This window comes from Pseudomonas sp. NPDC096950, from assembly GCF_044762525.1.
Classification (GTDB): domain Bacteria; phylum Pseudomonadota; class Gammaproteobacteria; order Pseudomonadales; family Pseudomonadaceae; genus Aquipseudomonas.
In genome coordinates, this window is the sequence record NZ_JBIWEL010000017.1 from 123,663 (window position 1) to 149,804 (window position 26,142).

General features: G+C 60.7%; 25 protein-coding genes. 11 read left to right on the plus strand and 14 right to left on the minus strand.

Annotated elements, in window-relative coordinates; all coding sequences use genetic code 11:
- Positions 1-20 precede the first annotated feature (20 nt).
- Positions 21-686: an FKBP-type peptidyl-prolyl cis-trans isomerase gene (locus tag ACIQY3_RS23625; protein WP_403024272.1), complete on the minus strand. Its 666-nt coding sequence runs from the start codon at positions 684-686 to the stop codon at positions 21-23.
- Between the two features lie 192 nt (positions 687-878).
- Between ACIQY3_RS23625 and ACIQY3_RS23630 the strand changes: the two genes are divergently transcribed.
- Complete coding sequence (locus tag ACIQY3_RS23630) at positions 879-2,105, plus strand: AlgP family protein (RefSeq protein WP_403024276.1); 1,227 nt, start codon at positions 879-881, stop codon at positions 2,103-2,105.
- Here ACIQY3_RS23630 and ACIQY3_RS23635 read toward each other — a convergent pair.
- A complete protein-coding gene (locus ACIQY3_RS23635; protein WP_403024281.1) occupies positions 2,102-2,566 on the minus strand; it encodes a TIGR02444 family protein in 465 nt (154 codons plus the stop codon). The two genes, ACIQY3_RS23630 and ACIQY3_RS23635, sit on opposite strands and share 4 nt — an antisense overlap.
- A gap of 50 nt (positions 2,567-2,616) precedes the next feature.
- On the opposite strand from ACIQY3_RS23635, the gene ACIQY3_RS23640 reads away from it, so the two are divergent.
- The 3 genes from ACIQY3_RS23640 to ACIQY3_RS23650 all read left to right on the plus strand — a co-directional run bounded on the left by ACIQY3_RS23640 (position 2,617) and on the right by ACIQY3_RS23650 (position 5,979).
- The gene (locus tag ACIQY3_RS23640; protein ID WP_163910708.1) at positions 2,617-4,527 is read left to right on the plus strand and encodes an ATP-binding cassette domain-containing protein; all 1,911 of its coding nucleotides are present in this window, start codon (positions 2,617-2,619) and stop codon (positions 4,525-4,527) included.
- Entirely contained in the window at positions 4,527-5,108 is a 582-nt protein-coding gene (locus ACIQY3_RS23645) for a mechanosensitive ion channel domain-containing protein (RefSeq protein ID WP_403024284.1), read from the plus strand. Before ACIQY3_RS23640 ends, ACIQY3_RS23645 begins: the two co-directional genes overlap by 1 nt.
- Positions 5,109-5,346: 238 nt before the next feature.
- The gene (locus ACIQY3_RS23650; protein ID WP_403024287.1) at positions 5,347-5,979 is read left to right on the plus strand and encodes a LysE family transporter; all 633 of its coding nucleotides are present in this window, start codon (positions 5,347-5,349) and stop codon (positions 5,977-5,979) included.
- 159 nt (positions 5,980-6,138) lie between these two features.
- Here ACIQY3_RS23650 and ACIQY3_RS23655 read toward each other — a convergent pair whose 3' ends face one another.
- The 5 genes from ACIQY3_RS23655 to ACIQY3_RS23675 all read right to left on the minus strand — a co-directional run bounded on the left by ACIQY3_RS23655 (position 6,139) and on the right by ACIQY3_RS23675 (position 10,896).
- Positions 6,139-6,882 carry a penicillin-binding protein activator LpoB gene (locus ACIQY3_RS23655; protein ID WP_403024290.1) on the minus strand — a complete coding sequence of 248 codons (744 nt, stop codon included), beginning with the start codon at positions 6,880-6,882 and terminating at the stop codon, positions 6,139-6,141.
- Between the two features lie 3 nt (positions 6,883-6,885).
- Positions 6,886-7,473 (minus strand): penicillin-binding protein activator LpoB, encoded by a 588-nt coding sequence (gene lpoB, locus ACIQY3_RS23660; protein WP_403024293.1) that lies wholly within the window; start codon positions 7,471-7,473, stop codon positions 6,886-6,888.
- Between the two features lie 36 nt (positions 7,474-7,509).
- Entirely contained in the window at positions 7,510-7,881 is a 372-nt protein-coding gene (locus tag ACIQY3_RS23665) for a YcfL family protein (protein WP_123403897.1), read from the minus strand.
- 15 nt (positions 7,882-7,896) lie between these two features.
- Positions 7,897-9,291 (minus strand): COG3014 family protein, encoded by a 1,395-nt coding sequence (locus tag ACIQY3_RS23670; protein WP_403024298.1) that lies wholly within the window; start codon positions 9,289-9,291, stop codon positions 7,897-7,899.
- A 204-nt stretch (positions 9,292-9,495) separates the two neighbouring features.
- A complete protein-coding gene (locus ACIQY3_RS23675; protein ID WP_403024301.1) occupies positions 9,496-10,896 on the minus strand; it encodes a COG3014 family protein in 1,401 nt (466 codons plus the stop codon).
- Positions 10,897-11,049: 153 nt separating this feature from the next.
- Here ACIQY3_RS23675 and ACIQY3_RS23680 point away from each other — a divergent pair, with 153 nt between their 5' ends.
- Together ACIQY3_RS23680 and ACIQY3_RS23685 are read left to right on the plus strand one after the other, a co-directional pair.
- The gene (locus tag ACIQY3_RS23680; RefSeq protein ID WP_403024304.1) at positions 11,050-12,948 is read left to right on the plus strand and encodes an FTR1 family protein; all 1,899 of its coding nucleotides are present in this window, start codon (positions 11,050-11,052) and stop codon (positions 12,946-12,948) included.
- A gap of 108 nt (positions 12,949-13,056) precedes the next feature.
- Positions 13,057-13,512 carry a YaiI/YqxD family protein gene (locus ACIQY3_RS23685; RefSeq protein ID WP_403024307.1) on the plus strand — a complete coding sequence of 152 codons (456 nt, stop codon included), beginning with the start codon at positions 13,057-13,059 and terminating at the stop codon, positions 13,510-13,512.
- Positions 13,513-13,631: 119 nt separating this feature from the next.
- Here ACIQY3_RS23685 and elbB read toward each other — a convergent pair whose 3' ends face one another.
- Positions 13,632-14,300: an isoprenoid biosynthesis glyoxalase ElbB gene (gene elbB / locus ACIQY3_RS23690; protein WP_054617006.1), complete on the minus strand. Its 669-nt coding sequence runs from the start codon at positions 14,298-14,300 to the stop codon at positions 13,632-13,634.
- A 115-nt stretch (positions 14,301-14,415) separates the two neighbouring features.
- Between elbB and ACIQY3_RS23695 the strand changes: the two genes are divergently transcribed.
- Complete coding sequence (locus ACIQY3_RS23695) at positions 14,416-15,651, plus strand: sterol desaturase family protein (protein ID WP_403024310.1); 1,236 nt, start codon at positions 14,416-14,418, stop codon at positions 15,649-15,651.
- Here the strand turns inward: ACIQY3_RS23695 and ACIQY3_RS23700 are convergent.
- Entirely contained in the window at positions 15,632-16,264 is a 633-nt protein-coding gene (locus ACIQY3_RS23700) for a DedA family protein (protein WP_403024313.1), read from the minus strand. The two genes, ACIQY3_RS23695 and ACIQY3_RS23700, sit on opposite strands and share 20 nt — an antisense overlap.
- Before the next feature lie 208 nt (positions 16,265-16,472).
- On the opposite strand from ACIQY3_RS23700, the gene hemB reads away from it, so the two are divergent.
- Together hemB and ppk1 are read left to right on the plus strand one after the other, a co-directional pair.
- Positions 16,473-17,486, plus strand: a complete 1,014-nt coding sequence (gene hemB / locus ACIQY3_RS23705; RefSeq protein WP_265041608.1) for a porphobilinogen synthase — start codon at positions 16,473-16,475, stop codon at positions 17,484-17,486.
- An 18-nt stretch (positions 17,487-17,504) separates the two neighbouring features.
- Positions 17,505-19,727 carry a polyphosphate kinase 1 gene (gene ppk1 / locus ACIQY3_RS23710; protein ID WP_403024317.1) on the plus strand — a complete coding sequence of 741 codons (2,223 nt, stop codon included), beginning with the start codon at positions 17,505-17,507 and terminating at the stop codon, positions 19,725-19,727.
- Between the two features lie 170 nt (positions 19,728-19,897).
- Here ppk1 and ppx read toward each other — a convergent pair whose 3' ends face one another.
- From ppx to ACIQY3_RS23735, 5 genes are all read right to left on the minus strand, one after another.
- Positions 19,898-21,400 carry an exopolyphosphatase gene (gene ppx / locus ACIQY3_RS23715; protein WP_403024320.1) on the minus strand — a complete coding sequence of 501 codons (1,503 nt, stop codon included), beginning with the start codon at positions 21,398-21,400 and terminating at the stop codon, positions 19,898-19,900.
- A 208-nt stretch (positions 21,401-21,608) separates the two neighbouring features.
- Positions 21,609-22,346 carry an amino acid ABC transporter ATP-binding protein gene (locus ACIQY3_RS23720; RefSeq protein WP_403024323.1) on the minus strand — a complete coding sequence of 246 codons (738 nt, stop codon included), beginning with the start codon at positions 22,344-22,346 and terminating at the stop codon, positions 21,609-21,611.
- Entirely contained in the window at positions 22,333-22,983 is a 651-nt protein-coding gene (locus tag ACIQY3_RS23725) for an amino acid ABC transporter permease (RefSeq protein WP_403024326.1), read from the minus strand. The genes ACIQY3_RS23720 and ACIQY3_RS23725 overlap by 14 nt, the downstream gene beginning before the upstream one ends.
- Entirely contained in the window at positions 22,980-23,648 is a 669-nt protein-coding gene (locus ACIQY3_RS23730) for an amino acid ABC transporter permease (RefSeq protein ID WP_403024329.1), read from the minus strand. The genes ACIQY3_RS23725 and ACIQY3_RS23730 overlap by 4 nt, the downstream gene beginning before the upstream one ends.
- 21 nt (positions 23,649-23,669) lie before the next feature.
- On the minus strand, positions 23,670-24,455 hold the full coding sequence (locus tag ACIQY3_RS23735) for a transporter substrate-binding domain-containing protein (RefSeq protein ID WP_403024332.1): 786 nt from the start codon (positions 24,453-24,455) through the stop codon (positions 23,670-23,672).
- Between the two features lie 256 nt (positions 24,456-24,711).
- Here ACIQY3_RS23735 and ACIQY3_RS23740 point away from each other — a divergent pair, with 256 nt between their 5' ends.
- Positions 24,712-25,419 (plus strand): FadR/GntR family transcriptional regulator, encoded by a 708-nt coding sequence (locus ACIQY3_RS23740; protein WP_403024335.1) that lies wholly within the window; start codon positions 24,712-24,714, stop codon positions 25,417-25,419.
- Between the two features lie 120 nt (positions 25,420-25,539).
- The gene (gene trxA, locus ACIQY3_RS23745; RefSeq protein WP_403024338.1) at positions 25,540-25,869 is read left to right on the plus strand and encodes a thioredoxin TrxA; all 330 of its coding nucleotides are present in this window, start codon (positions 25,540-25,542) and stop codon (positions 25,867-25,869) included.
- Positions 25,870-26,142: the final 273 nt, after the last annotated feature.

Here is a 26,142-nt window from a genome sequence, read left to right on the forward strand (position 1 = left end):
CCGTTTTTCGTTTCCGCTATTCAGCTGGTGGCGCCGCGCAATTCCACTTCGAACACCAGCGGCGTGAACGGCGCGATCAGGTCGCCGGCACCGTCAGCGCCATAGGCCTGGGCCGACGGAATCACCAGACGCCACTTCGCACCCACTGGCATATTTTGCAGCGCAATGCGCCATCCAGTGATCACGCTGTCGAGGCTGAACCATTGCGGCTGGCTGTTCTGATCGAACACCGTGCCGTCGGGCAAACGACCGATGTACAACACCTGAACCTTGCCGTTCGGTCCTGCCTTGGCACCGTTGCCGGGCGCCAACTCGGTTAGCAAAATTCCATCATCCAATTCACGAACCCCAGGCCGGGCTTTTTCCTGGGTCAGAAAACGCTGCTCTTTTTCCAGGGCTTCTTCGGTTTGCGGCGCCGGCGTTTGCAAGGCGACCTGGGCTTCGTGGTCGGCCAGGATCTGTTCGATCTGTGCGTCTTTCAGCGCCAGGGGTTTGCCTTGATAGGCTTGCTGCAAACCTTCGACCAGTGCCTGGAGTTGCAGATCCGGCACCTCTTGGCGCAAGCGTTCGCCGAGGCTTGCGCCCAGGCTGTAGGCGAGATCGTGAGCATCATCGGCAGCGGTTTTTTCCGCTGCTTGAACGACGGAAAAACACACCAGCAGGGATAAAAAAAGGTAACGCGACATGGGCACTCTCCGACCTGAGATGCGGAGGATTATGCCAGTGAGAATGCGTTAAACGGTGAACTGCTTTTGCGTAGACGCAGAACATTTTCGATTCGTTGCAACGTAGTGCTTTGGATACTGTCAACATGGCCTAGCGGCGGTGTCAGCAGAGGTCTAGTATGAGCCGCATTCACGTCAGCCAGGAGGTAAACCATGTCGGCCACCAAGAAGCCTGTAAATACTCCGTTGCACTTACTCCAACAACTCTCGGGCAGCCTGCTCGAGCATTTGGAAACCGCTTGTTCCCAAGCCTTGGCTGATGCTGAAAAACTGCTCGCCAAACTGGAAAAACAACGCGGAAAAGCGCAGGAAAAACTGCACAAATCCCGTACCAAATTGCAAGACGCTGCGGCGGCCGGCAAAGCCAAGGCACAAGCCAAGGCGAAGGACGGAGTGAAGCAACTCGAAGACTTGCTCGATGCCCTGAAGGATCGTCAGTCCGAGACCCGCGCCTACATTCTGCAACTCAAGCGTGACGCTCAAGAAAGCCTGAAACTGGCCCAGGGCGTTGGTCGCGTACAAGAGGCTGTCAGCAAGGCGTTGTCCCTGCGTTCGGCCAAGCCTGCTGCGGCACCTGCCAAGAAAGCCGCTGCCAAACCGGTTGCCGCAAAAGCAGCCGCCAAGCCTGCTGCCAAACCGGCCGCTAAAGCGCCGGCCAAAGCCGCAGCGAAACCTGCAGCGAAAAAACCAGTCGCGGCCAGCACTGCGAAACCAGCTGCCAGAACGACGGCTGCCAAGCCAGCTGCCGCCAAGTCAGTTGCTGCAAAAACGGCTGCTGCCAAACCGACTGCGGCGAAAACTGCAGCCGCTAAACCTGCTGCAAAAGCGGCCGCTAAACCAGCCGCTAAACCAGCCGCAAAACCGGCTGCCAAACCAGCTGCTAAACCAGCTGCCAAAACCGCAGCAGCGAAACCGGCTGCCAAGCCAGCCGCGAAGGCAGTAGCAGCAAAAGCTGCCGCCAAACCAGCAGCCAAGCCAGCGGCAAAACCAGCTGCTAAAACCGCAGCCGCTAAACCAGCTGCCAAGCCTGCCGCTGCTAAACCTGCTGCTGCAAAAACCGCTGCTGCTAAACCGGCCGCCAAGCCAGCTGCTGCAAAACCAGCTGCCGCTAAACCGGCCACCGCCAGCGCTGCCAAACCCGCAGCCGCCAAGCCAGCCGCCAAACCTGCTGCTGCAAAACCAGCTGCAAAACCAGCGGTGAAAAAACCAGTCGCTGCAAAACCAGTCGCGGCGAAACCGGCTACCGCGCCAGTCGCCAAGCCTGCCACCCCGGCTCCGGCAGCATCGCCTGCTCCAGCCGCTACCACCTCGACAGCGACCGCTGCGCCAACCCCGGCTGCCGCGTCGAGCACTGCCACCACCCCAACCAGCGCTTCCTAAGTGCCGGTTACCGCGACGCGCAGCTGATGCAGCGCGTCGCGGTCCAGGTTGGCGGCGCCTGCCGCCACACCTTCCAGCCAGGCCGATTGTTCGGTCGTCTCGTTTTGCGGCCAATCCTGGGCCGTGCGCTCCAGTTGCAACAGCAGATGCCGTTCCGATTCCAGCTCCAGAGTTTTCACTTGTTCGCGTAATGCGTTGAGTCCAACGTCATCCACGGCGGCGGCTTTCCATTGCGTCCGAAGAGCCCGTAGCGGCTGTACGACATTCACTTCCCAAGGTCCGGCCACCTGAAACAGCGCCTGCAAGCGTTGCTCGGTGCAGCCCACGCCCCGTTGCTCCAGCCACAGTCCACACAGCAAAAGGCAGACATTCGCCCCCGCCGACTGCAATTGCAGGCACAGCTCTTCAACGCCAGGACGGGCGTAAGTGCCAAGGGAAAAGCTCCACAGGTCAGAGGACATAGTGCTACTCGCGCCAGTTGCGAGCGAAGCTGGTAGACTCCGCCGCCATTATGATTCGACTTCAGAACCTGACTTTACAGCGTGGCCCGCAACGTCTGCTAGAAGACGCCGAGCTGACCCTGCACGCCGGCCACAAAGCCGGCCTCATCGGTGCCAACGGCGCCGGCAAATCGAGCCTGTTCGCCTTGCTCCTGGGCGACCTGCACCCGGACTCGGGTGATTGCTTCTTGCCGGCGGACTGGCGCATCGCCCACATGCGCCAGGAGATCGACACCCTCGATCGCATCGCGGTCGACTACGTGCTCGATGGCGACCTGCGCCTGCGCGAGGTGCAACGCGACCTCGCCGCGGCCGAAGCGGCGCATGACGGTGCCGCTCAGGCCCGCCTGCACGCCGAACTCGACAGCGCCGACGGTTACACCGCCGATGCCCGGGCCCGCAAGCTGCTGGCCGGTCTTGGGTTCACCAACGATCAGATGGATCGTCAGGTAGGAGATTTCTCCGGTGGCTGGAGGATGCGTCTGAACCTGGCGCAGGCATTGATGTGTCCTTCGGACCTGTTGCTGCTCGACGAACCAACCAACCACTTGGACCTCGACGCCATCATCTGGCTGGAAGACTGGCTCAAGAGCTATCCCGGCACCTTGATGCTGATTTCCCACGACCGGGACTTCCTCGATGCCGTGGTCGATCACGTGGCTCACGTCGATCAGCGCAAAATCACCCTGTATCGCGGCGGCTACAGCGCCTTCGAGCGTGCGCGTGCCGAACGTCTGGCCCAGCAACAACAGGCCTACGAGAAGCAGCAGGCGCAACGTGCGCACATGGAAAGCTACATCGCCCGCTTCAAGGCCCAGGCCACCAAGGCCCGCCAGGCCCAGAGCCGGATCAAGGCGCTGGAGCGGATGGAAGAGTTGTCTGCCGCCCACGTCGATTCGCCGTTCGACTTCGTGTTCCGCGAATCGCACAAAATCTCCAGCCCGTTGATTGATATCTCCGACGCACGATTGGGTTACGGCGAGCGCGCGGTGCTGGAGAAGGTCAAGCTGCAATTGACCCCGGGCGCACGCATCGGCCTGCTCGGCCCCAACGGTGCGGGTAAATCGACCCTGATCAAAAACCTCGCCGGTGAACTCGCGCCGTTGTCCGGTCGCCTGACCCGTGGCGAGAACACCGTGGTCGGCTATTTTGCCCAGCATCAGCTGGATTCGCTGGACTCCAAGGCCAGCCCGTTGCTGCACATGCAGCGCCTGGCGCCGACCGAGCGCGAGCAAACGTTGCGCGACTTCCTCGGTGGTTTCGACTTCCGTGGGGCGCGCATCGATGAGCCGGTACTGAATTTCTCCGGGGGCGAAAAGGCCCGACTGGCACTGGCGTTGATCGCCTGGGGCCGGCCGAACCTGTTGCTGCTCGACGAACCGACCAACCACCTGGACCTGGAAATGCGCCTGGCGCTGACCATGGCGTTGCAGGAATTCAGTGGTGCGGTATTGGTGGTCTCCCACGATCGTCATTTGCTCAAAAGCACCACCGACAATTTCTACCTGGTGGCGGACGGCAAGGTCGAAGAGTTCGACGGCGACCTGGAGGATTACACCCGCTGGCTGGTGGACTATCGCCAGCGCAACGCCCCGGTCAGCAACACGCCGGTGAACCCGGACAAGACCGACAAGAAGGCCCAGCGCCAGGCTGCTGCTGCGTTGCGTCAGCAACTGGCACCGCACAAGCGCGAGGCCGACAAGCTCGAAGCCGAGCTGGGCAAGCTGCACGAGAAACTGGCGAAGATCGATGCCAGCCTCGGCGACAGCGATATCTACGAACCGGCGCGCAAGAACGAACTGCGTGATCTGCTGGCCGAGCAGGCCAAGCTCAAGGTGCGTGAAGCGGAGCTGGAAGAGTCCTGGATGGAAGCCCTGGAACTGCTGGAAAGCATGCAGGCGGAGCTGGAGGCGTTGTCCTGATGGAGGCCTTCAAGCTGCCACTGCCTGCGGTGTGGGCCGAGCCGATCTGGCTCGGCGTGCAAATCCTGCTGATCCTGCTGGCGGGTTACCTCGCCCAGCGCTTCGTCGCCAAAGGCCTGACTCGCCTGGGCGAGCGCTACCCGTTTCCGCCGCAACTGCTGATGCCGCTACGCGGTGGCCTGCGTTGGCTGATCATGGGCAGCGCGTTGATCTTCGTGCTGGAACGCCTCGGCGTCTCGGCCACGGTGCTCTGGACCGCGTTGTCCGGGTTCGTGGCGGTGGCTGCGGTGGCGTTCTTCGCCATGTGGAGCGTGCTCTCCAACCTGCTGTGCGCGATCCTGATCTTCACCGTCGGCCCGTTCCGTATCGGTGATGTGGTCGAACTGGTGGACACCCTCGACAAGCCCGGCGTCAAAGGCCGGGTGGTGGCGATCAATCTGCTGTTTACCACGCTGATCGAAGCGGAAGAGGCGGGGACCGGCAGTGCCATGGTGCAAGTGCCGAACAGCCTGTTCTTCCAGCGCTCGGTTCGGCGGTGGCGGGGGAGTGATGTGTTTCCTTCCAGTGGTTTCGAAAAGTAAGACTTCTGTTGCCTGACCCATTGCCTTCGCGAGCAAGCCCGCTCCCACAGTAGATCAATGTTGTTCACCTGTTGGGTGTTCGCTGAAGATCTCATGTGGGAGCGGGCTTGCTCGCGAAGGGGCCCTCACAGCCGCAAACGCTGGTCACCTGTCCCCCTGTCCTACAAAAAATCGGTAGTCATCCGCCCAAAGCCGCATTAGCTTAGACGTCTGTCACGAGTCTGAGTCGAGGTGTGCGATGGTGCTTCAAACATGGCTGGCGTTTTTTGCCGCCTGCTGGGTGATCAGTCTGTCTCCCGGTGCCGGCGCGATTGCGTCTATGTCCAGCGGCTTGCGCTACGGTTTCTGGCGAGGTTATTGGAACGCCTTGGGCCTGCAACTGGGCCTGGCGTTGCAGATTGCGATTGTCGGCTTGGGCGTGGGGGCCATTCTCACGGCTTCGGCGACGGCGTTCTATGCGATCAAATGGTTCGGTGTGGCGTATCTGGTTTACCTGGCGGTCAAGCAATGGCGGGCGCTGCCCAGCGACATGAGTGACGAAGGGGCGGTGCGGCAGATTGGCAAGCCGTTGGCCCTGGTGTTCCGGGGTTTTCTGGTGAACATCAGCAACCCGAAAGCGTTGGTGTTCATGTTGGCGGTGTTGCCGCAGTTCATTGACCCCCACGCGCCGCTGCTGGCCCAGTACCTGATCATTGGCGTCACCATGGTCTGCGTCGATCTGATCGTCATGGCGGGGTACACCGGGCTTGCGGCCAAAGTGCTGCGCCTGTTGCGCACGCCCAAACAGCAGAAACGCATGAATCGCACATTTGCCGGGTTATTCATTGGCGCAGCGGCGTTCATGGCGACGCTGCGTAAAGCCGTGGTGTAAAACCGCGAGGCACAAAAAAGGCGACCTTTTCAGGTCGCCTTATCGTTTCCACGCTCCGCTTGGGAATGCCTCAACGGACGCTCCGCGTTCGGCATTTTGGGACGCGGAGCGTCCCGGGCTGCATTCCCACGCAGAGCGTGGGAGCGATCAGCGTCAGACTCAGCGCAAAATCACCGGTGCAGTATCGCGCGGCAGATTGTTGCGTTGAGCCGGCTCGCGAGGCTGTTCATAGCCAGGACCACCAAGCTGTTGGCTCAGTTGCGCAGCCACGTCTTCGCCCAAGGCCTTGGACACGTCACGTACCACCCGAGGGCGGTTCAGCGAGATCTTGATGTCCCGGCCATTCACCAGTTTGGTGTCCTGGCCTTCGCCCATCGCCGTGAAGGCCGAGGTGATTTCGAAGGTCTTGGTGTTGATCAGGCTGAAATCCGCCACCAGAGTCAACGCCAGCACCGCCGAATAGCTGTCGGTGTTGGCCAGCTCGTTCATGTCCTGGGTGAAGTCGATGTCTGACACGGTGCCGAATAGCACGTAGTCCGCGCCCTTGAAGCTGCCAGCCTTGATCCGCTTGATCACATCGTAGACGTCACCCTTGGACGAAGCCGTGTAAGGCGTGCCCTGAATAAGCTGGAACATGCCGGTGCGCAGGATTTCACCCTTGATGTCGCCGGTGAATTTACGCAGCTCGGTCTGTTCGATGTAGCTGGTGGTGGCTTCGATCTCGTTGTAGTTCGACGAACCGCTGGAGCTGTAGTAACCCTCGCGGTAATTGTTCTGCGCCGAGACGATGTGGATGTACTGCTCCACCCGCTCCTGATACGCCAGATCCGTGACTGCAACTTTCGGGGCCGCTTGCACGGTGAACGCGCAAGCCAGGGCCATCATGCCAATCCATGTGCGCATCGATTAACGCTCCGTGGTTTTGCGGATCTCTTTTTCGTCCATCCACTCGGCCAGACCGCTTTCAACGTCGATCAGTTGCAGGCTGAATTTGTAGAAGACGTCCTTGTAGTCGCTGCTGCGCTTGACGATCGAGCTGATCGAACCTTCAAGACGATACTTGGCGGCGATCATGTTGCCGGTCTTGGCCACGGTCGCTTTCTTGTACAGGCCACTCTGGTTTTGCAGCTTGAGCTGGTCAACCTGGCTTTGCATTGCAGTGTTGTCGCTGGCGAAGCGGGCGGTGCCGGTCTTCATCAGCTGGGTCTTGATGCTGGTGGTGATTTCGCGGGTATCGATGTACTCGCTGGTCTTGTTCTTCACGTCGTAGACCTGAACCACCGGGCGATTCTGCAGAATGCCGGACTGGGCCAGAGAGCGGGTCATGGACTCGGCGATCATCTGCAGGTCGGTGGAACCGAACTCGTTGGTCACGGTTTCCACAGCCTTGGTGTCACCGTAGCTGATGTTCTTGCTGCCCAGGGTCGGCGAAGTGTTGGCGCAACCGCTGGCCAGGAGGGCGAGAACGGCGATAAACGAAAAGCGTGCAAACATGGGAATGCTCTCTAGAACTGAACGAATAGGGTCGGGTTAAGGCGTCTTGATTTCGAGACGGAAATCCACGGCTTTGGCGGTCGGCGCGATGGCCTGGATGAAACTGGTCTGCTCGCCGTACATCATCTGGCTTTTCCAGGTTTCTTCTTCCGCGACCGGGAAGCCCTCAGGGCCGAGCCAGGCGAAACGGTAGTAGAAGGTCTTGTTGTTGAAGCTGGTGTTGCTCAGCTGCACATTGACCGTCTGGAAGCCGTTTTCCCGGGCGACGCGCATGGCGCCGACCACGATGTTCTTGAGCTTGCCCATGGCCACGACTTTGCTGGCAGCGCTGCCCGGCTCTGGCGGTGGCGGGGTGGCGCACCCGGCCAGCAAGGCCAGGGCGACAACGGCGATGAGTTTGAAGCGCATGCAAAGACTCCGTTCTTAAGGTTGTTTGAAGCTGGCCACGGCGGTCGGGTTGGCACTGGTGATCACATGTGCGGCCAAGCCGCTGGCGAATACCTGATTACCCACGGCGCGCAGGCTGATGACCTGGTACCGCTGATCCACGGTGATCTTGACCACCGAACCGCCCACGGCGCTCGGCAGAGTGACTTGGTGCTCGCCTTTCTTCAAGCGCAGACGCACCACCTGGGTGTTGTCCGGCAGGGTGCGCCACGTACGGGTATCGGCACCTTCCAGCACAGCTGAAGAAATACCCACCGCCAGGCCGGCCAGCGGATTGGTTTCGTTGATCTTCTTCTGCGCCACGCCTTTGGTAATGGCCCGCACGGTGGTGCGCAGGATGATGCCCGGCATGTCGTCACGCAATGCGCGGCGGGACATGGCAGTGGTGCTGTTGAGTTGGGTCAGGTTCAACTGCTGACCGTCCACGCCAATTTGGGCGAAGGCCGGCGTCGAGGTGTCCGGCTTGATGATCGGGAACGACAACGGCGTGATGACCAGTTGGTTGCTGATCGGCAATGGCAGCGGAATGCGGATCGAGTCACGGGACGGCGCCAGGCCGCTCTGCACAACGATCAGGATATCGCTGTCGTCAGTCTTGGCCGGTTTGTCGAGGTTGACCAGGGCCTGTTCCAGCAGCGGGGTGTTCGGGCGCAGTTCGGCAGCCTTGCGGTAACCCGGCGCGGCGAGGTCCTTTTCACCCAGGGCTTCGTAGACGTAGCCGGCCAGGTAGTGGCTGAACGCACTCTGGTAGCTGTTTTTCAGGCTGACCACGTCCGGCGCGTCGAGGCTGGCGACAGGGTAACCCTGCAGGTCTTTGTACTGGGTCTTGATGCCTTCTTTCTCGGCCTCGTCTTCGCTCTTGAGGTATTCCTTGTCCCGCAGATCGGCGATCACCGCTTCACGTTCGTGGGTCTTCTTGATCGACATGCGCGCGCCGTCGAAATCGTTTACCGCCAGCAGATTCAGGGCCATCTGGGTGGTCAGCATGACTTTTTCGTAGTCGTAGCCTTCGTAGCGACGGACCTTGTCGTTGACCAGGAAGCTGCCGAACTGCGCCAGGTACTTGTCGGTATCAAACTTGACCGAATCTTCCCACTTGCCCACCACCTGATCGGCGCTGGTCCAGGCATTCTGGCTGCCGGACAGGTCGCCCTTGGCGCGCAGCAGTTCACCCTTTTCGAAGTAATAGAGCAGGTCTTTGTCCGTGCCGGAGTTGTTCTTTTCCAGCATCGTCAGCGCCGCATCGACGTTGCCGGCGGCCAGTTGCTGGTTGGTTTGCGCCAGTTCGGAGTCGTAGTTGCGAAAGGCGGAACAGCCGGAGAGCAAGGTGACCGCGCTGAGTGCGATCGAGGTAAGGGCGCGAGAGGCCATAGGGGTACTTCTTCCCTGAGTAGAAGCAGCCGCGCGTGCTGGTCGGGCTGTTGGGACCTATCGGCAGGGACACTGGCGTCCTGCCAATTCCTCAAAAAGAGGAGCTTAAATGCCACTTCGTTATCACGAGGGCGCGGCATTATAAGCTTGGATGCTGGCTATGTAATGGCTTTTTAATTACATATTTTCACATTGTGCCATCACTTATTTCTGGCCTGATACCACAGCGTTCTCAGGCGCAGAGGACGGTTTGAAGGCCAGCCCGTTACTGTAACTACGCGTTCCCAGCGCCCTCAGACCGATGACCTGATGGTTCTGATCGATACGGACTTTAAGCGGTGCGGCGCCGGGAGCGTTGGGCAGGCTGATCAGGTGCTCGCCTTTTTTCAGGCGCAGGCGCGCCACTTGGGTGATGTTGGGCAAGGTGCGCCAGGTCCGGGTGTCCGCGTGCTCAAAGCCATCATGCTGCGTCACGTAGGAGGCTTTGCTTGGGTCGCGCCGGTTATCGGTACCTTGAACGTCAGCCGCCAGGAAGGCGCGATAGGCGGTGCGCTGAATAATGCCGGGCATGTCGTCGCGCAATGTCCGCAGCGACATGTCGGTGATGCTGTTGACGAGGATCAGTGGCTGTTTGCGCCCGTCGACGGTCATCTGTGTGAATGCCGGGGTCGAGGTGTCGGGCACCATCACCGGAAACGAAACGTTGGCGACGATGACCTGGCCGTCTTGCAGGCGAACCGGATAGGGCACCCGAACCGAACTGCGTGCCGGCGCCAGGCCGCTTTGTACAATGATCAGCACATCACTTTCATTGGCTTTGGTGGCGGGTTTGTCGAGTTCGCGCAAGGCCTGTTGAAAGAAGGGCAGGTCGGGTCGCAACTCGATGGCCTGGCGATAACCGGGTGCCGCGAGGTCACGCTCGCCCAGCGCTTCATAGGTAAACCCGGCCAGGTAGTGGCTGAACGCGCTCTGATAACCGTTCTTCAGCGCGATGACGGAGGGCGCATCGAGGGTGGCGACGGGGTAGCCCTGAAGATCCTTGTAGTGCACGCGAACGCCCTGGGCCTTGGCTTGTTCCTCGACTTGCTCGTATTGCTTTTCCCACTGGCGGGCGATCAGTGCTTCGCGTTCGTGGGTTTTCTTGATATCGGCGCGGGCACCATCGAAGTCATTCACGGCCAACTGGTTCAGGGCCATTTGCGTGGTCAGCATGACCTTTTCATAGTCGTAGCCATCGTAGCGACGCAGTTTGTCATTGATGATGCTGCCCCAATGATCGCCCATCGCGGAAAGGAGCTGGGTGCCGGTGGTTTCAACGGTGTCCTGGCGCTGAATCACCATTTGCTCCGCGCTGCGCCAGGCCACCTGGCTTTGCGGTAGCTCACCGGCGGCACTCAGCACGGCGCCTTTTTCGAAGTAGTAGAGCAGATCCCGATCTTCCGACGGGTTGTGCAGTTCCAGCAGTTGAAGGGCGCCCTGGGGATTTCCGGCTTTCAACTGGTCAGTCGTTTGCGCCAGTTCCAGGTCGTAGTTGCGATAGGCGGCGCAACCGGTCAGTTGCAGGGCGAGGCTTAGCAACAGCGAGAAATAGAGGTGTGAGCGCATGGACGTTGATTCTTCCCTGAACGGATATCGCGAGGAGGTGGCGATTCGCCGCTGAATTTATACGCAGCCGTGCAGGAAACGCCAACAAAGCTTGAGTGAAAGTCATTGGAAGTTAACAATGTGTTACTTCGTATTTCCCCTTGAGATTCATTCATGACTGCCTCCTCCCGTTTTCTGGCGTGGCTAGTGCTGCCGGTTATTGCGTTCTGCAGCCTCAATGCGCTGGCCGACACCGCCGAAGGCGCGCCTAAAGCGCTGCATTTGCTCGATTACATTGGTGCGGATTACCCGGCGACGGTCGAGGCCGGCAAGGTCATTGATGAGTCTGAATACCGTGAACTGCAGGAATTCCTGGGCGTGCTCAAAGGGTTGATCGCTGAATTGCCGGTCAAGCCTGAGCGTGCAGAACTGGAGCAAGGCGTCAGCAGCCTCGGCGCCGCTATCGCTGCGCGCAAGGACAGCGCAGACGTCGTCCGTCAGGCCCGGCAGCTCGGTGCGAAGCTGGCGGTGGCCTATGAAGTCAGCCAGGCGCCAGTGATTACCCCGGACCCGACTCGCGGTGCGCCGCTGTACGCCCAGCAATGCTCGGTGTGCCACGGCGATGCGGGCGCCGGTGACGGTCCGGCAGGCGTCGGCATGACACCGCCGCCGGCCAATCTGCGTGATGCGACGCGTCTGGATCGCCTGAGCCTCTACGGGATCTACAACACTCTGGGCCAAGGCATCGAAGGCACCGACATGCCGTCCTTCGCCGATCAGCTGGATGATCGTCAGCGCTGGGACCTGGCGACTTATATCGCGGGCTTCAGCGCCGATCCGGCCGCAGCGAAATCCGAAAAGACTTACAACATCGCCGACCTGGCCCGTCAGACGCCGGCCGAAGTGCTGGCTGCCGAAGGCCCGCAAGCTGTAGCGACCTTCCGCGCACAACGGGCGCAGCCGCCGCAGGTCAAGCGTGGCCCGGCGCAATTGCTCGACTACACCGCCGCGACCCTGGACAAGAGCATCGCCGCTTACCGTGCCGGCGAGCACGATCAGGCCTACGACCTGTCGGTGGCGGCGTACCTGGAAGGCTTCGAACTGGTCGAAAGCTCTCTGGATAACGTCGACGCCAATGTGCGCAAAGACACCGAAAAATCCCTGATGGCGTACCGTCAGTCGTTGCAGGACGGTTTGCCGGTGGCTCAGGTTGAGCAGCGCCTGGATGCGGCCAAGTCCAAGTTGAAGGAATCCGCCGGTCTGCTGGGCAGCGATGGCTTGAGCTGGTCGCTAAGCTACATCTCCGGCCTGTTGATTCTGCTGCGCGAAGGCCTGGAAGCGATTCTGGTGCTGGCGGCGATCCTCGCGTTCCTGCGCAATACCGGCCAGCAATCGGCGGTGCGCAGCGTTAACGTCGGTTGGGGTTTGGCGCTGGTGGCCGGTTTGGCAACTTGGGCGCTGGCCGCTTACGTGATCGATGTCAGTGGTGCCCAGCGTGAACTGCTGGAAGGCTGCACCGCGCTGTTTGCCAGCGTCATGGTGCTGTGGCTCGGCGTGTGGATGCACGACCGGCGCCACGCGGCGGCCTGGCAGGATTACATCAAGAGCAGCCTGGTGGGCGGCGGCGGGCGTTTCGGTTTTGCGATCCTGGCGTTCTTCTCGGTGTATCGCGAACTGTTCGAAGTGATCCTGTTCTACGAAACCCTGTGGTTGCAGGCCGGTCCTGCCGGGCATAACGCGGTATTGGCGGGTGGCGCCACGGCGCTGGTGCTGTTGGTGGGTTTGGCGTGGGTGATCCTGCGCGGTTCGGCGAAACTGCCGCTGGCGTTGTTCTTCGGCATTAACGCCGGATTGTTGTGCGCGTTGTCGGTGGTGTTTGCCGGGCATGGCGTCAAGGCATTGCAGGAAGCCGGGATCTTCGGCACCCGGCCGGTGCCGTTCTTTGACTTCGACTGGCTGGGGATTCACGCGGATGCGTATTCGTTGAGTGCGCAGGCGGTGGCGATCATTGCGATTGTCGTGCTTTACAGCCGTAGCCGGATGGCCGAGAAGCGGCGGGTGCAGGTTTCTTAAAGGTTATTCGCAGGGCTCATATTCGCGAGCAGGCTCGCTCCCACAGGATTGCGTATAACCTGTGGGAGCGAGCCTGCTCGCGAAGCTTTTTAGCCGAAGGAAAATATTATGCGTGTCTGGATCGATGCTGACGCCTGCCCACGGGCGGCCAAGGATCTGGTGGTGAAGTTCGCCCTCAAGCGCCAGTTCGAAGTGGTGCTGGTGGCCGGTCAGCCGCAGATCAAGCCGGGCCTGGCCCTGGTGAAGCTGATCGTGGTGCCCAGCGGCCCGGACGCCGCCGACGATTACCTGGTGGAACACGCCGTGCCCGGTGATCTGGTGATTTGCAGTGATGTGCCGCTGGCGGATCGCCTGGTGAAAAAGGGCGTTTCGGCTCTCGACCCGCGCGGCAAAGAGTTCGATGCGCAGAACATGGGCGACCGGCTGGCGGTGCGTAATCTGTTTACCGACCTGCGCGAGCAAGGCCAGATGAGCGGCGGGCCCGCGCCGTTTGGCGAGCGGGAGAAACAGGCGTTTGCGAATGCGCTGGATCGGATTCTTACCCGGCTAACGCGCAAGGCTTGAGCCACACCCAAAACCCCTGTGGGAGCGGGCTTGCTCGCGAAAGCGGCCTGTCAGTCAACATTTGCATCGACTGACACGCCCTCTTCGCGAGCAAGCCCGCTCCCACATTTTAGTCCGCGTTACACGTCGTTTTCGTGGGTCAGTTCGAGGACGCGGTCGACCAGTTTGTTGATCCCGGAAGCCGCTTCGCTAATCGTCTGCGCCAGCATATACGCCGGTGTGCTCACCAATTTGCGCGCCTTGTCCTCGACAATGTCGCCCACGGCGCATTCAGTGTGGGTGGCGCCCATCTTGTTCATGGCCGCCGCGGTGTCGGCGTCGTTGCCGATGGTGCAGGTCACGCCCGGGCCGTAGATCTTGGCCGCCAGCGCTGGCGAGATGCAGATCAAGCCCACCGGTTTGCCCGCTTCGGCAAACGCCTCGGCCAACGCGAGGACTTCCGGTTGCACCGTGCAGCCGGCGCCTTCCACCGCGAAGTTGGACAGGTTCTTGGCCGCACCAAAACCGCCGGGCACGATCAGCGCATCGAAGTCTTCGACGCTGGCCTCGCGCAGGTCCTTGATGTTGCCCCGGGCGATACGCGCCGATTCCACCAGGACGTTGCGCGACTCGGGCATTTCTTCGCCGGTCAGGTGGTTGATCACATGCAACTGCGCGATATTAGGCGCAAAGCACTGCACCTGAGCCCCGCGCTGGTCCAGGCGCAGCAGGGTGATCACGCTTTCGTGGATCTCGGCGCCGTCGTAGACGCCACAGCCGGAAAGGATCACTGCAATTTTTTTGCTCATGGGCTTTTCTCCAGATTCATGGCGTTAAATGTCCACTAATTTGTCACTCGTTGCCATAGGGTTAATTCGCGGCTACACCTAGGATCTGTCATCACGATTCCGATCAGGGCGCGTCATGGACTTCATTCTGTATGCGGTGCCGTTTTTCTTTGTGCTGATTGCCGTCGAACTGCTGGCCGACCGTTGGCGCGGGGTGAGCAACTATCGCCTGGCCGACGCGATCAACAGCATCAGCACCGGCGTGTTGTCCACCACCACGGGCCTGTTGACCAAGGGCGTGGGGCTGCTGACGTATGCGTTTGCCCTCGACCATCTGGCGTTGTTCAAACTCTCGGGCGACAGCGTCTGGGTCTGGGTATTCGCCTTTGTCCTCTACGACTTTTGCTACTACTGGCTGCACCGCATGGGCCATGAACGCAACATCCTCTGGGCCGCGCATTCGGTGCATCACCAGAGCGAGGACTACAACCTCTCCACGGCCTTGCGCCAGACCAGCACCGGGTTTCTGTTGAGCTGGATTTTCTACCTGCCCATGGCGGTGCTCGGCGTGCCGCTGCTGGTATTCGTCAGCGTCGCGGCGCTGAACCTGCTGTATCAATTCTGGGTGCACACCAAACACATTCCCAAGCTCGGCTGGTTCGAGTGGTTCTTCGTCACGCCGTCCAATCATCGGGCCCACCATGCACAGAACGCTCTCTACATGGATCGCAACTACGGCGGGGTGTTCATTATTTGGGACCGTCTATTTGGCTCGTTCCAGGAAGAGGACGACAACGAACCGGTGATTTTCGGTGTGACTACGCCGCTGGCGAGCTGGAATCCACTGTGGGCCAACGTGCAGTTCTATGCGCAATTGTGGGATGACGCGAAGCGGGCGCAGAGCAAGTGGGACAAGCTGCGGATCTGGTTCATGCGCACCGGTTGGCGGCCGGCGGACGTGGCGGAAAAGTACCCGATGAACAAGCCCGACCTGAGTCAGTTCCGTAAATTCGAAGTGCCGCTGGATGGGCGCCAGCAGATTTATGTGGCGTTGCAGTTCTGCGTCTACATCGCTCTGGGCAGCTACTTGATGAATCTGGAGCGAAGCCTGCCGACCGCCGCGCTGGTGCTCGGCTGGAGTGCGGTAGCGCTGGGGTTGTTTACGTTGGGCGTGGCCCTGGAGAATCGTCCGTGGACGTTGAAGCTGGAGCTGCTGCGGCTGGCGTCAAACCTGCCGCTGGTGTGGCTGGCGCCGATAGTCGGGCTGTGGCCGGCCAGCGCGGTGGGCTGGGTCGGCCTGCTCAGCTACAGCCTGCTCAGCGGGATCGGTCTCTACTGCTGCAGAAACCGTTTCACTCGATTGGCGTCTTAGGCTCGCTGATCCGCGCCTGTTCGGCTTTCAGGGCTTGCTCGTCGGCGTAGATCTTCTTCGCCAGGCGAGCATTCTTGAAGCGCCGGCGCAGCCACAGGATCAGGCCCAAGACCAGCAGGGCGCCGAGCACCCATAGCTCGTACTTCTTGACGCTGCCCAGCAAGCCCTCAAGCACCGCACCGAAGTGATAGGCCGCCGCCGCCAGGGCGCTGGCCCAGATCGCGGCACCAATCCCGTTCAGCAGCAGGTAGCGCCCCGGCGGATAGCCCGACAGGCCGATCGCCACCGGCATCACCGTGCGCAAACCATAGACAAAGCGGAAGCTCAGGACCCAGATGTCCGGGTGCTTGCGGATATGCTCCAGCGCCCGGTCGCCCATCATTTGCCAGCGCGGTTTGCGCGCCAGCAATTTGCGGCCGTGCTTGCGCCCCAGGAAGTACCACAGCTGATCGCCGGCATAACTGCCGAAGAACGCCACGACAACCACCAGGTTGATGTCCATGTATCCGCGAAACGCGAGGAAGCCCGCGAGCACCAGGATGGTTTCGCCTTCGAAGAACGTGCCGAGAAAAAGGGCAAAGTAGCCGAAGTCATGCAGAAATTGTTGGAGCATTGTCTGGGTGCTGGCGAAATGAACGCGCAGCCTAACCCTTCGTGCACATTCATGAAAGTGTCCAAATGTGTCTCGACGTGAACAATTCCTACAACGACAATGGATTGCGGCTACGTGACGCAGGGGTAAGCACAACTGTCATCTGTTCGTCATAATGGCCGCTTATAACTGTCACGCTCGCCCGCCAGCGCGGGCTCAGGAGTCTGCCGTGAGCTTTACCCCCGCCAACCGTTTGTTTCCTGCAACCCGCCTGCGTCGCAACCGTCGTGATGATTTTTCGCGTCGACTGGTCCGTGAAAACGTTTTGACCGTCGATGACCTGATCCTGCCGGTGTTCGTGCTGGACGGTGAAAACCGTCGCGAAGCGGTGGCGTCGATGCCGGGCGTCGAACGCCTGACCATCGATCTGTTGCTCGAAGAAGCGGCCAAGTGGGTCGAGCTGGGGATTCCGGCCGTGGCGCTGTTCCCGGTGACGCCGCCGGAACTCAAATCGCTGGATGCCGCCGAAGCCTGGAATCCCGAGGGCATTGCCCAGCGCGCCACCCGCGCCCTGCGTGATCGCTTCCCTGAGTTGGGTGTGATCACTGACGTCGCCCTGGACCCGTTCACCACCCACGGCCAGGACGGTATCCTCGACGAAGAAGGCTACGTGCAGAACGACATTACCGTCGACGCACTGGTCAAGCAGGCGCTGTCCCACGCCGCAGCCGGCGCGCAAGTCGTGGCGCCGTCGGACATGATGGACGGTCGCATCCAGGCGATCCGCGAAGCCCTTGAGCTGGCCGATCACGTCAACGTGCGGATCATGGCTTACTCGGCGAAGTACGCCAGCGCCTATTACGGCCCGTTCCGCGATGCGGTGGGTTCGGCGTTGAACCTGGGCAAGGCCAACAAGGCCTCCTATCAGATGGACCCGGCCAACAGCAACGAAGCCCTGCACGAAGTGGCGGCGGACTTGTCAGAAGGCGCGGACATGGTCATGGTCAAGCCAGGCATGCCGTATCTGGACATCCTTTACCGGGTCAAAGAAGAATTCAAAGTGCCGACGTTTGTTTACCAAGTCAGCGGCGAATACGCCATGCACATGGCGGCGATCCAGAATGGCTGGTTGAGCGAAGGGGTTATCCTCGAATCCCTGACCGCTTTTAAACGTGCAGGCGCAGATGGCATCCTGACTTATTTTGCCGTGCGCGCTGCCCAATTGTTACGAGAGCAAAAATAGCCCTCCCAGGAACATTCGATGAATACCGAAGGACTCTCTGAAGTTGCAGTAAAGGAAGCTCAAGCCGTGGTCGAGCAAATCGCCGAAACACCGCCGGAGCTGGAGCCTACTCCACCCGCGGTGGTGGTCGAGGTTGCACCCGCAGCCCCGGCGATTGCCATTCCCGGCCTGGATGACAGCAGCCTGTACATCCATCGCGAGCTCTCGCAACTGCAGTTCAACATCCGTGTGCTGGAACAGGCGCTGGATGAGTCCTACCCGTTGCTGGAGCGGCTGAAATTCCTGCTGATCTTCTCCAGCAACCTGGACGAGTTCTTCGAGATTCGCGTGGCCGGCCTGAAGAAGCAGATCACCTTCGCCCGTGAACAGGCCGGCGCCGATGGCCTGCAACCGCATCAGGCCCTGGCCCGGATCAGCGAGCTGGTGCACGGTTATGTGGACCGCCAGTACGCGATCCTCAACGACATTCTGTTGCCGGAACTGGAGAAACATCAGGTCCGCTTCATCCGTCGCCGTCACTGGACGACCAAGATCAAAACCTGGGTGCGCCGTTATTTCCGTGACGAGATCGCGCCGATCATCACCCCGATCGGCCTCGATCCGACGCACCCGTTCCCGCTGCTGGTGAACAAGAGCCTGAACTTCATCGTCGAGCTCGAAGGCATCGACGCCTTCGGCCGCGACTCTGGCCTGGCGATCATCCCGGCACCGCGTCTGCTGCCGCGCGTCATCAAGGTCCCGGAAGAAGTCGGCGGCCCTGGCGACAACTACGTGTTCCTGTCCTCGATGATCCACGCCCACGCCGATGACCTGTTCCAGGGCATGAAGGTCAAGGGCTGCTACCAGTTCCGCCTGACCCGAAACGCCGACCTGGCGGTCGATACCGAAGACGTGGAAGACCTGGCCCGCGCCCTGCGCGGCGAGTTGTTCTCCCGTCGCTACGGCGATGCGGTGCGCCTGGAAGTCGCGGACACGTGCCCGAAACACCTGTCCGACTACTTGCTCAAGCAGTTCAACCTGCACGAGACCGAGTTGTATCAGGTCAACGGTCCGGTCAACCTGACCCGTCTGTTCAGCATCACCGGCCTCGACAGCCAGCGCGCGTTGCAATACCTGCCGTTCACGCCGCAGATTCCAAAACTGCTGCAAAACAGCGAGAACATTTTCAGCGTGATCAGCAAGCAGGACATCCTGTTGCTGCACCCGTTCGAGTCGTTCACTCCGGTGGTCGATTTGCTGCGACAGGCTGCCAAGGATCCGCATGTATTGGCGGTGCGCCAGACGTTGTACCGCTCTGGCGCCAACTCGGAAATCGTTGATGCACTGGTCGATGCCGCGCGTAACGGCAAGGAAGTCACGGCGGTGATCGAGTTGCGGGCACGGTTCGACGAAGAGTCCAACCTGCAACTGGCCAGTCGTCTGCAAGCGGCCGGTGCGGTGGTGATTTACGGCGTGGTCGGCTTCAAGACCCACGCCAAGATGATGCTGATCCTGCGCCGCGAGGCCGGCGAGATCGTTCGCTACGCGCACTTGGGCACCGGCAACTACCACGCGGCCAACGCCCGCCTGTACACCGACTACAGCTTGCTGACCTCGGATGACGCCTTGTGCGAAGACGTCGGCAAACTGTTCAGCCAGTTGATCGGCATGGGCAAGACCCTGCGCATGAAGAAGTTGCTGCACGCGCCGTTCACGCTGAAGAAGGGCATGCTCGACATGATTGCCCGGGAGACGCAGTTCGCCCTCGAGGGCAAACCGGCGCACATCATCGCCAAGTTCAACTCGCTGACCGATCCGAAGATCATCCGCGCGCTGTACAAGGCCAGTCAGTCCGGGGTGCGTATCGATCTGGTGGTGCGCGGCATGTGCTGCCTGCGTCCGGGCATCGCCGGGGTCTCGCACAACATCCACGTGCGCTCGATCATCGGTCGCTTCCTGGAACACACCCGGGTCTTCTACTTCCTCAATGGCGGCGAAGAGCAGATGTTCCTCTCCAGCGCCGACTGGATGGAACGCAACCTCGACAAGCGCGTCGAGACTTGCTTCCCGGTGGAAGGCAAGAAGCTGATCATGCGGGTCAAGAAAGAGCTCGAGCTTTACCTGACCGATAACACCCACAGCTGGAGCCTGCAGTCGGACGGTCGCTACATCCGCAACACACCGACCGGCAACCAGAACCCGCGCAGCGCCCAGGCTACATTGCTGGAGCGGTTGGGTAGCCCGATTCTCGCCGTGCGTTAACACCGCAATACCTGTGGGAGCGGGCTTGCTCGCGAAAGCGGAGTGTCAGTCAATAGAGATGTCGACTGACACACTGCATTCGCGAGCAAGCCCGCTCCCACAAGGGGAATTGCATTGCCCGCTGAATCGCGGGTACAAAAAAGGCCTTCCGAAGAAGGCCTTTTTCGTTTTCAGCGGACGTTAAGCGTGAACCCGACCCGCGTCAGCCATTCTGCTTCCAGCGCGAAGTCGGCCTGGGTCAGCTGGTTTTCGTCCAGCCAATTGGCCGGGAACAGCACATCGAGGCTGTCGCCGTTGGCGCGCAAGGTGACTTGTGGCATTTCCTGGGTGCCGCGGATGTGGTGGAACAGGATCGCAAAGCGCAGCAGCACGCACAGGCGAATCAACTTGCTGCCATCACTGCCGAAGTCGGCAAATTTGTCCCGGGGAATGTTGCGGCGGTGGCCACGCACCAGCAGGGCGAGCATTTGCTGGTCTTCGCGGGAGAACCCGGCGAGGTCCGAGTGCTCGATCAGGTAGGCGCCGTGCTTGTGGTAGTGATAGTGGGCGATGTCCAGGCCGACTTCATGGACCTTGGCGGCCCAGCCCAGCAACTCGCGCCAGACGCCGTCGTCGAGGTCCCAGTCTTCGGCCACCTGATCAAAGGCATGCAAAGCCTTGCGTTCAACCCGCGCCGCTTGTTCCAGATCAACGTGGTAACGCTCCATCAGCGAGCTGAGGGTGCGCTCACGGACGTCTTCGTGATGATGACGGCCCAGCAGGTCATAGAGCACCCCTTCACGCAGGGCGCCTTCACAGTGGTCCATGCGTTGCAGTTCGAGGGCATCGAAGATTGCTTCGAGAATCGCCAAACCAGCAGGGAAGATCGCGCGGCGGTCAGGCTTGATGCCTTCGAAGTCGATTTTCTCGACATCGCCGAGCTTGATCAGCTTGCGCTTGAGCCAGGCCAGGCCTGTGGCATTCACCTCGCCGGTGCCGTGCCCGCCGGCCTTCAGCGCCAGGCCGATGGCGCGGATGGTGCCCGAGGAGCCGATGGCTTCATCCCAGGTCAGGCGGTGCAGGGCGTGCTCGATGCTCATGATCTCCAGCCGTGCTGCCGTGTACGCCTGGGCGTAACGGGCCGGGGTGACCTTGCCGTCCTTGAAATAGCGCTGGGTGTAGCTGACGCAGCCCATTTGCAGGCTTTCGCGCAGCAGCGGTTCGAAGCGCTGGCCGATGATGAATTCGGTACTGCCGCCGCCAATGTCGGCCACCAGGCGCTTGCCCGGGGTGTCGGCGAGGGTGTGGGACACGCCGAGGTAGATCAGGCGCGCTTCTTCACGGCCGGAGATGACTTCCACCGGGTGGCCGAGGATGTCTTCGGCGCGGCGGATGAATTCAACCCGGTTGCGCGCTTCACGCAGGGCGTTGGTGCCAACGATCCGCACGGCGCCGGGCGGCATACCGTTGATCAGTTGGGCAAAGCGCTTCAGGCAATCAAGCCCGCGCTGCATGGATTCTTCGTTGAGCTGGCGCTCATCGTCGATGCCGGCGGCCAGTTGGACCTTTTCGCCGAGGCGCTCAAGAATACGGATTTCGCCGTTCTGGGCCTTGGCCACGACCATGTGAAAGCTGTTGGAGCCCAGGTCGATTGCGGCGATCAGGGACAGATTCTTGGCTTGGGATTGCGGCATGGTCAGGGGGTCTCGGTCGATAACCTCGACATCGTGCCACGATCAAACGCTGACGCCAACGCGCAACGCTGAAAGCCTTGATCCAGAGCAGCCTGGTCCGCCTGATCGTTCCCATGCTCCGAGTGGGAATGCAGCCCGGGACGCTCCGCGTCCCAAAAGCGGACGCAGAGCGTCCATTGAGGCATTCCCACGCGGAGCGTGGGAACGATCAGATGGCGTGTTCCACGGTGCCAATGAAATTCGCCAACTCCGCCGTCTGCGGATTCGCGAACAAAATCTTCGGATCCCCCACCTCATGCACCTTGCCCTGATGCATGAACACCAACTTGTCCCCCACCTCCCGGGCGAAGCGCATTTCGTGGGTGACCATGATCAGCGTCATGCCTTCCTTGGCCAGTTGCCGGACCACGCTCAGCACTTCGTTAACCAATTCCGGGTCCAGCGCCGAGGTAATCTCGTCGCACAGCAACACCTTGGGCGACATGGCCAAGGCCCGGGCGATCGCCACGCGTTGCTGCTGGCCGCCGGACAAGCGATCGGGGAACGCATCGAATTTCTCCCCGAGCCCGACCCGCTCCAGCATTTCCTTTGCCCGTTCTTTAGCTTTAGCCTTGGGCACTTTCTGGACTACTTGTGGCGCCAGCATCACGTTCTCGCCCACGGTCAGGTGCGGAAACAGGTTGAATTGCTGAAACACCATCCCGACTTTCTGCCGCAAGCTGCGCAAATCAGCACGGGCGGCATCGAGGTATTCGCCATCGACTTCGATCACGCCGTCGTTGATCGACTCCAAACCGTTGAGGGTGCGCAGCAAGGTGGATTTGCCCGAGCCGCTGCGGCCGATGATCGCCACGACCTGGCCTTCCTCGACGCTCAGGTCGATGCCTTTGAGTACGTGGTGGTCGCCGTAATATTTATGCAGGGCCGAAATTCTAAGCAGAGGCATGCAGTCTCCTTTCCAGGTAGCGCGCACTGAGGGACAAGGGGTAGCAGAGCAGGAAGTAACCGAGGGCGACGAGGCCGTAGACCATGAACGGTTCGAAGGTCGCGTTGGCCAACATGCCGCCGGTCTTGGTCAGTTCGGTGAAACCGATGATCGAGGTGACAGCGGTGCCTTTGACCACTTGCACCGAGAAGCCCACGGTCGGCGCCACGGCAATGCGCAGGGCTTGCGGCAGGATCACGTAGCGCAATTGTTCCAGCGGGTTGAGCGCCAGGCTCGACGAAGCTTCCCACTGGCCGTTGGGGATCGAATCGACGCAACCGCGCCAGATCTCCGCCAGGTAAGCGCTGGTGAACAGCGTCAACGCCACCGCCGCCGCCATCCACGGTGAAATCTCCACCCCGGCCAACGCCACGCCGAAGAACACCAGGAACAGCTGCATCAGCAGCGGCGTGCCCTGGAACAGCTCGATGTAGGTGCGGGCGAAGCTGCGGGGAACGCTCTTTTTCGAAATGCGCATGACCATGATCAGCAAACCGATCACGCCGCCACCGATAAACGCCACCAGCGACAGCGCCAGGGTCCATTGCAGGCCCGTGAGCAAGTTGCGCACGACATCCCAGAAAGTGAAATCGCTCATTGGCTGCTCCGCGAAATGTAGCGCCGACCAATCCAGTTCAGCAGTTGGCGGATCAGCAGCGCCATGCACAGATAGATCAGCGTGGTCAGGGCGTAGGTTTCAAAGGCGCGGAAATTGCGCGACTGAATGAAGTTGGCGGCGAAGCTCAACTCTTCGGTGGCGATCTGCGAACAGACCGCCGAGCCGAGCATGACGATGATGATCTGGCTGCTTAACGCCGGCCAGACCTTACCCAGCGCCGGCAACAGGACCACGTGGCGAAAGGCTTCGAAACGGCTCATCGCCAGCGCGGCGGCGGCTTCCAGCTGTCCCCGGGGAATCGCTTGAATGCCGGCGCGGATGATCTCGGTGGAATAAGCGCCGAGGTTGATCACCATCGCCAACACCGCCGCCTGCCATTCGGAAATCTGCACGCCCAGGGACGGCAGGCCGAAGAAAATGAAGAACAACTGCACCAGGAACGGCGTGTTGCGGATCAACTCGACGTAGACCCCGAAGATTGCCGAGAACGGGCGGATGTTCCACGCCCGCACCAGCGCCCCGACGATGCCCAGGCCGACCCCGAACACCGCGCCGATGGCCGTCAGTTCCAGGGTGAACAGCGCACCGCGCAGCAACAGGTCGGTGTTTTGCACCACGGGTAAGAAATCGAACTGGTAAGCCATATCAAGCCTCCGGCGCGACGATCAGAGATCGGCCGGCAGCGGCTCTTTGAGCCAGGTCTGGGCGTTTTTCTCCAGGGAGCCGTCGGTCTTGGCGGTGGCGAGGATCTGGTTGACCTTGTCCAGCAGCGCCGGCTCGTTCTTGTTCACGCCGACGTAGACCGGCGAATCCTTGAGCTTCACTTTCAGCGCCGGCACGCGTTTCGGGTTTTTCTCGCTGATGGCGACCATCACCACGTTGCCGCTGGCGATCAGGTCGACCTGGCCGGCGAGGTAGGCGGCGATGGTCGAGTTGTTGTCCTCGAAGCGCTTGATGGTCGCGCCTTCCGGGGCAACTTTGGTCAGCTCGATGTCTTCGATGGCGCCACGGGTGACGCTGATGGTTTTGCCCTTGAGGTCGTCCAGGCCCTTGATGGCGGCGTCTGGCGGACCGAACACGGCGAGGTAAAACGGTGCGTAGGCGCGGGAAAAGTCGATGACTTTCTCGCGCTCAGGGTTTTTGCCGAGGCTGGAGATCACCAGATCCACTTTGCCGGTGGTCAGGAACGGAATGCGGTTGGTGCTGTTGACCGGGGTCAGTTCAAGTTTGACCTTGAGTTGGTCGGCGAGCAGTTTGGCAGTGTCGATGTCCAGGCCGCGGGGTTTCATGTCCGGGCCGACCGAACCGAACGGCGGGAAGTCCTGGGGCACGGCGACCTTGAGGGTGCCGCGCTTGACTACATCCTCCAGACCGTCGGCGTGGGCGGGTGCCTGGCTCAGCATTAAGCTGGCAAACAGGGCGGCGAGGAGGGCGCTGTAACGCTGGGTCATGGCAAATCTCCGAATCGGCGAGAAGTGATTTCTGCGGTTCGACAGAGCACGGGCCATGCCAACATCGGGATTTGAGGGCGACAGACCGCGGTTTTGCTGGTTTTGTTCGGTCTTACTGGTCTGAACAGTCAGGTCGCGTTTCGCACCTCGATAGCGCATCGCGTTGAAGCACCGAACCCCGGTGGGGCACGACTTGCCGGGCGCCTCGAATAGCTTTACAACTAGCCGCTCATTGGCCTGGTTCGTTTGAAAAACCATGAATTCGATCTCTCGCGCCGTACCCGAAGTGGCGCTGCAAGCCATCCGCAAACTGATTACCGAACAGGGCTTCGGGCCGGGGGATGCCTTGCCTTCGCAACGGGACCTGGCGGTGCAATTGGGCGTCAGTCGGGCGTCATTGCGTGAGGCGTTGTCGTCCCTGAGTGCGCTGGGGGTGATCAGCATCCAGCCGGGCAAGGGCGTTTTCGTTCAGTCGCCGGTGGATTTGCCTCGGGGTGATGCGACGGTGGGCTGGCCGTTCGCGGCCCAGGCTTCGCCGCTGGATATCTTTCAGTTGCGCTATGCCCTGGAAGGTTTTGCGGCGGGGCTGGCAGCCGTGACGTTGAGCACTGTCGAGCTCGATGCCCTGGAAGACAATGTGGCCGCCATGCGTAACGAACTGAAGGCCGGCGACTTCGATGCAGCGGCGCGGCTGGACTTCGAATTTCACCGGCGCATCCTGCTGGCCAGCGGTAATCAGGCGATGTTGAGCATCCTGACCGCCAGCGCCGACATTTTTCTGGAGAGCCAGAAGCTACCGTTCATCCGGGCCGAGCGGGCCATGGAAACCTGGCAGGAACACCGCAAAATCCTACGCGCACTGGCGCGACGCTCGTCCGCCGCCGCGCAGAAGGCAATGCAGGAACATGTGCGCAATGCCGCGCTGCGCACCGGAATTGCCTTCGTCGCTCCCGCCACGTCTTGACTTGAGCTATACCCAAACTCATGGACCACCATAGCGAGACTCAATCATCTGCACCTTCCTGAACGAGGGAAGGGCGGCTATGATGGGCCACGTTTTTTTGCTTACAACCTGGAGACTTCCATGAGCAGCGATCTTATCAAACACGTTAGCGACGCTAGCTTCGAGGCCGATGTACTCAAGGCCGAAGGCGCTGTACTGGTCGACTACTGGGCTGAATGGTGCGGCCCTTGCAAAATGATCGCTCCTGTTCTGGACGAAATCGCTGAGACCTACAAAGGCAAGCTGACCATCGCCAAACTGAACATCGACGAAAACCAGGAAACCCCGGCCAAGCACGGCGTACGTGGTATCCCGACCCTGATGCTGTTCAAGAGCGGTGAAGTTGCAGCGACCAAGGTTGGCGCGCTGTCCAAGTCGCAACTGGCTGCATTCCTCGACGCCAACATCTAAGTCGGCGACGTTGTAAAAAAAGCCCCGCATATTGCGGGGCTTTTTGCGTATTCAGGGCTAGACGCTCCGAAACTCAGGTGGTACATTCGGCCCCGCACTGGTTTCTCCAATGCCCCCTGCTAGCCGTCGCCGACGCACTCCTTTTCGAATAAGTACGCGATCCTGTCGCCGTCTCTGCGGCGCGGCCTCATTAAGCCAAAAGCTTAATTTCCCCCCCTCCATAAATGATTACGTCATTCCTATCTGAATCTGACTGAACTCAAGCACACGCCG

What these genes read in the sequence shown, in the direction of transcription:
- ACIQY3_RS23625 (WP_403024272.1), bottom strand. Translation starts at nt 686, where the DNA reads ATGTCGCGTTACCTTTTTTTATCCCTGCTGGTGTGTTTTTCCGTCGTT.
- ACIQY3_RS23655 (WP_403024290.1), bottom strand. Translation starts at nt 6,882, where the DNA reads ATGCGCACATGGATTGGCATGATGGCCCTGGCTTGCGCGTTCACCGTG.
- ACIQY3_RS23640 (WP_163910708.1), top strand. Translation starts at nt 2,617, where the DNA reads ATGATTCGACTTCAGAACCTGACTTTACAGCGTGGCCCGCAACGTCTG.
- trxA (WP_403024338.1), top strand. Translation starts at nt 25,540, where the DNA reads ATGAGCAGCGATCTTATCAAACACGTTAGCGACGCTAGCTTCGAGGCC.
- ACIQY3_RS23720 (WP_403024323.1), bottom strand. Translation starts at nt 22,346, where the DNA reads ATGCCTCTGCTTAGAATTTCGGCCCTGCATAAATATTACGGCGACCAC.
- ACIQY3_RS23635 (WP_403024281.1), bottom strand. Translation starts at nt 2,566, where the DNA reads ATGTCCTCTGACCTGTGGAGCTTTTCCCTTGGCACTTACGCCCGTCCT.
- ACIQY3_RS23630 (WP_403024276.1), top strand. Translation starts at nt 879, where the DNA reads ATGTCGGCCACCAAGAAGCCTGTAAATACTCCGTTGCACTTACTCCAA.
- ACIQY3_RS23730 (WP_403024329.1), bottom strand. Translation starts at nt 23,648, where the DNA reads ATGGCTTACCAGTTCGATTTCTTACCCGTGGTGCAAAACACCGACCTG.
- ACIQY3_RS23665 (WP_123403897.1), bottom strand. Translation starts at nt 7,881, where the DNA reads ATGCGCTTCAAACTCATCGCCGTTGTCGCCCTGGCCTTGCTGGCCGGG.
- ACIQY3_RS23675 (WP_403024301.1), bottom strand. Translation starts at nt 10,896, where the DNA reads ATGCGCTCACACCTCTATTTCTCGCTGTTGCTAAGCCTCGCCCTGCAA.
- ppx (WP_403024320.1), bottom strand. Translation starts at nt 21,400, where the DNA reads ATGCCGCAATCCCAAGCCAAGAATCTGTCCCTGATCGCCGCAATCGAC.
- ACIQY3_RS23650 (WP_403024287.1), top strand. Translation starts at nt 5,347, where the DNA reads ATGGTGCTTCAAACATGGCTGGCGTTTTTTGCCGCCTGCTGGGTGATC.
- ACIQY3_RS23670 (WP_403024298.1), bottom strand. Translation starts at nt 9,291, where the DNA reads ATGGCCTCTCGCGCCCTTACCTCGATCGCACTCAGCGCGGTCACCTTG.
- ACIQY3_RS23645 (WP_403024284.1), top strand. Translation starts at nt 4,527, where the DNA reads ATGGAGGCCTTCAAGCTGCCACTGCCTGCGGTGTGGGCCGAGCCGATC.
- ACIQY3_RS23735 (WP_403024332.1), bottom strand. Translation starts at nt 24,455, where the DNA reads ATGACCCAGCGTTACAGCGCCCTCCTCGCCGCCCTGTTTGCCAGCTTA.
- lpoB (WP_403024293.1), bottom strand. Translation starts at nt 7,473, where the DNA reads ATGTTTGCACGCTTTTCGTTTATCGCCGTTCTCGCCCTCCTGGCCAGC.
- ACIQY3_RS23680 (WP_403024304.1), top strand. Translation starts at nt 11,050, where the DNA reads ATGACTGCCTCCTCCCGTTTTCTGGCGTGGCTAGTGCTGCCGGTTATT.
- ACIQY3_RS23725 (WP_403024326.1), bottom strand. Translation starts at nt 22,983, where the DNA reads ATGAGCGATTTCACTTTCTGGGATGTCGTGCGCAACTTGCTCACGGGC.
- elbB (WP_054617006.1), bottom strand. Translation starts at nt 14,300, where the DNA reads ATGAGCAAAAAAATTGCAGTGATCCTTTCCGGCTGTGGCGTCTACGAC.
- ACIQY3_RS23740 (WP_403024335.1), top strand. Translation starts at nt 24,712, where the DNA reads ATGAATTCGATCTCTCGCGCCGTACCCGAAGTGGCGCTGCAAGCCATC.
- ACIQY3_RS23695 (WP_403024310.1), top strand. Translation starts at nt 14,416, where the DNA reads ATGGACTTCATTCTGTATGCGGTGCCGTTTTTCTTTGTGCTGATTGCC.
- ACIQY3_RS23685 (WP_403024307.1), top strand. Translation starts at nt 13,057, where the DNA reads ATGCGTGTCTGGATCGATGCTGACGCCTGCCCACGGGCGGCCAAGGAT.
- ACIQY3_RS23700 (WP_403024313.1), bottom strand. Translation starts at nt 16,264, where the DNA reads ATGCTCCAACAATTTCTGCATGACTTCGGCTACTTTGCCCTTTTTCTC.
- ppk1 (WP_403024317.1), top strand. Translation starts at nt 17,505, where the DNA reads ATGAATACCGAAGGACTCTCTGAAGTTGCAGTAAAGGAAGCTCAAGCC.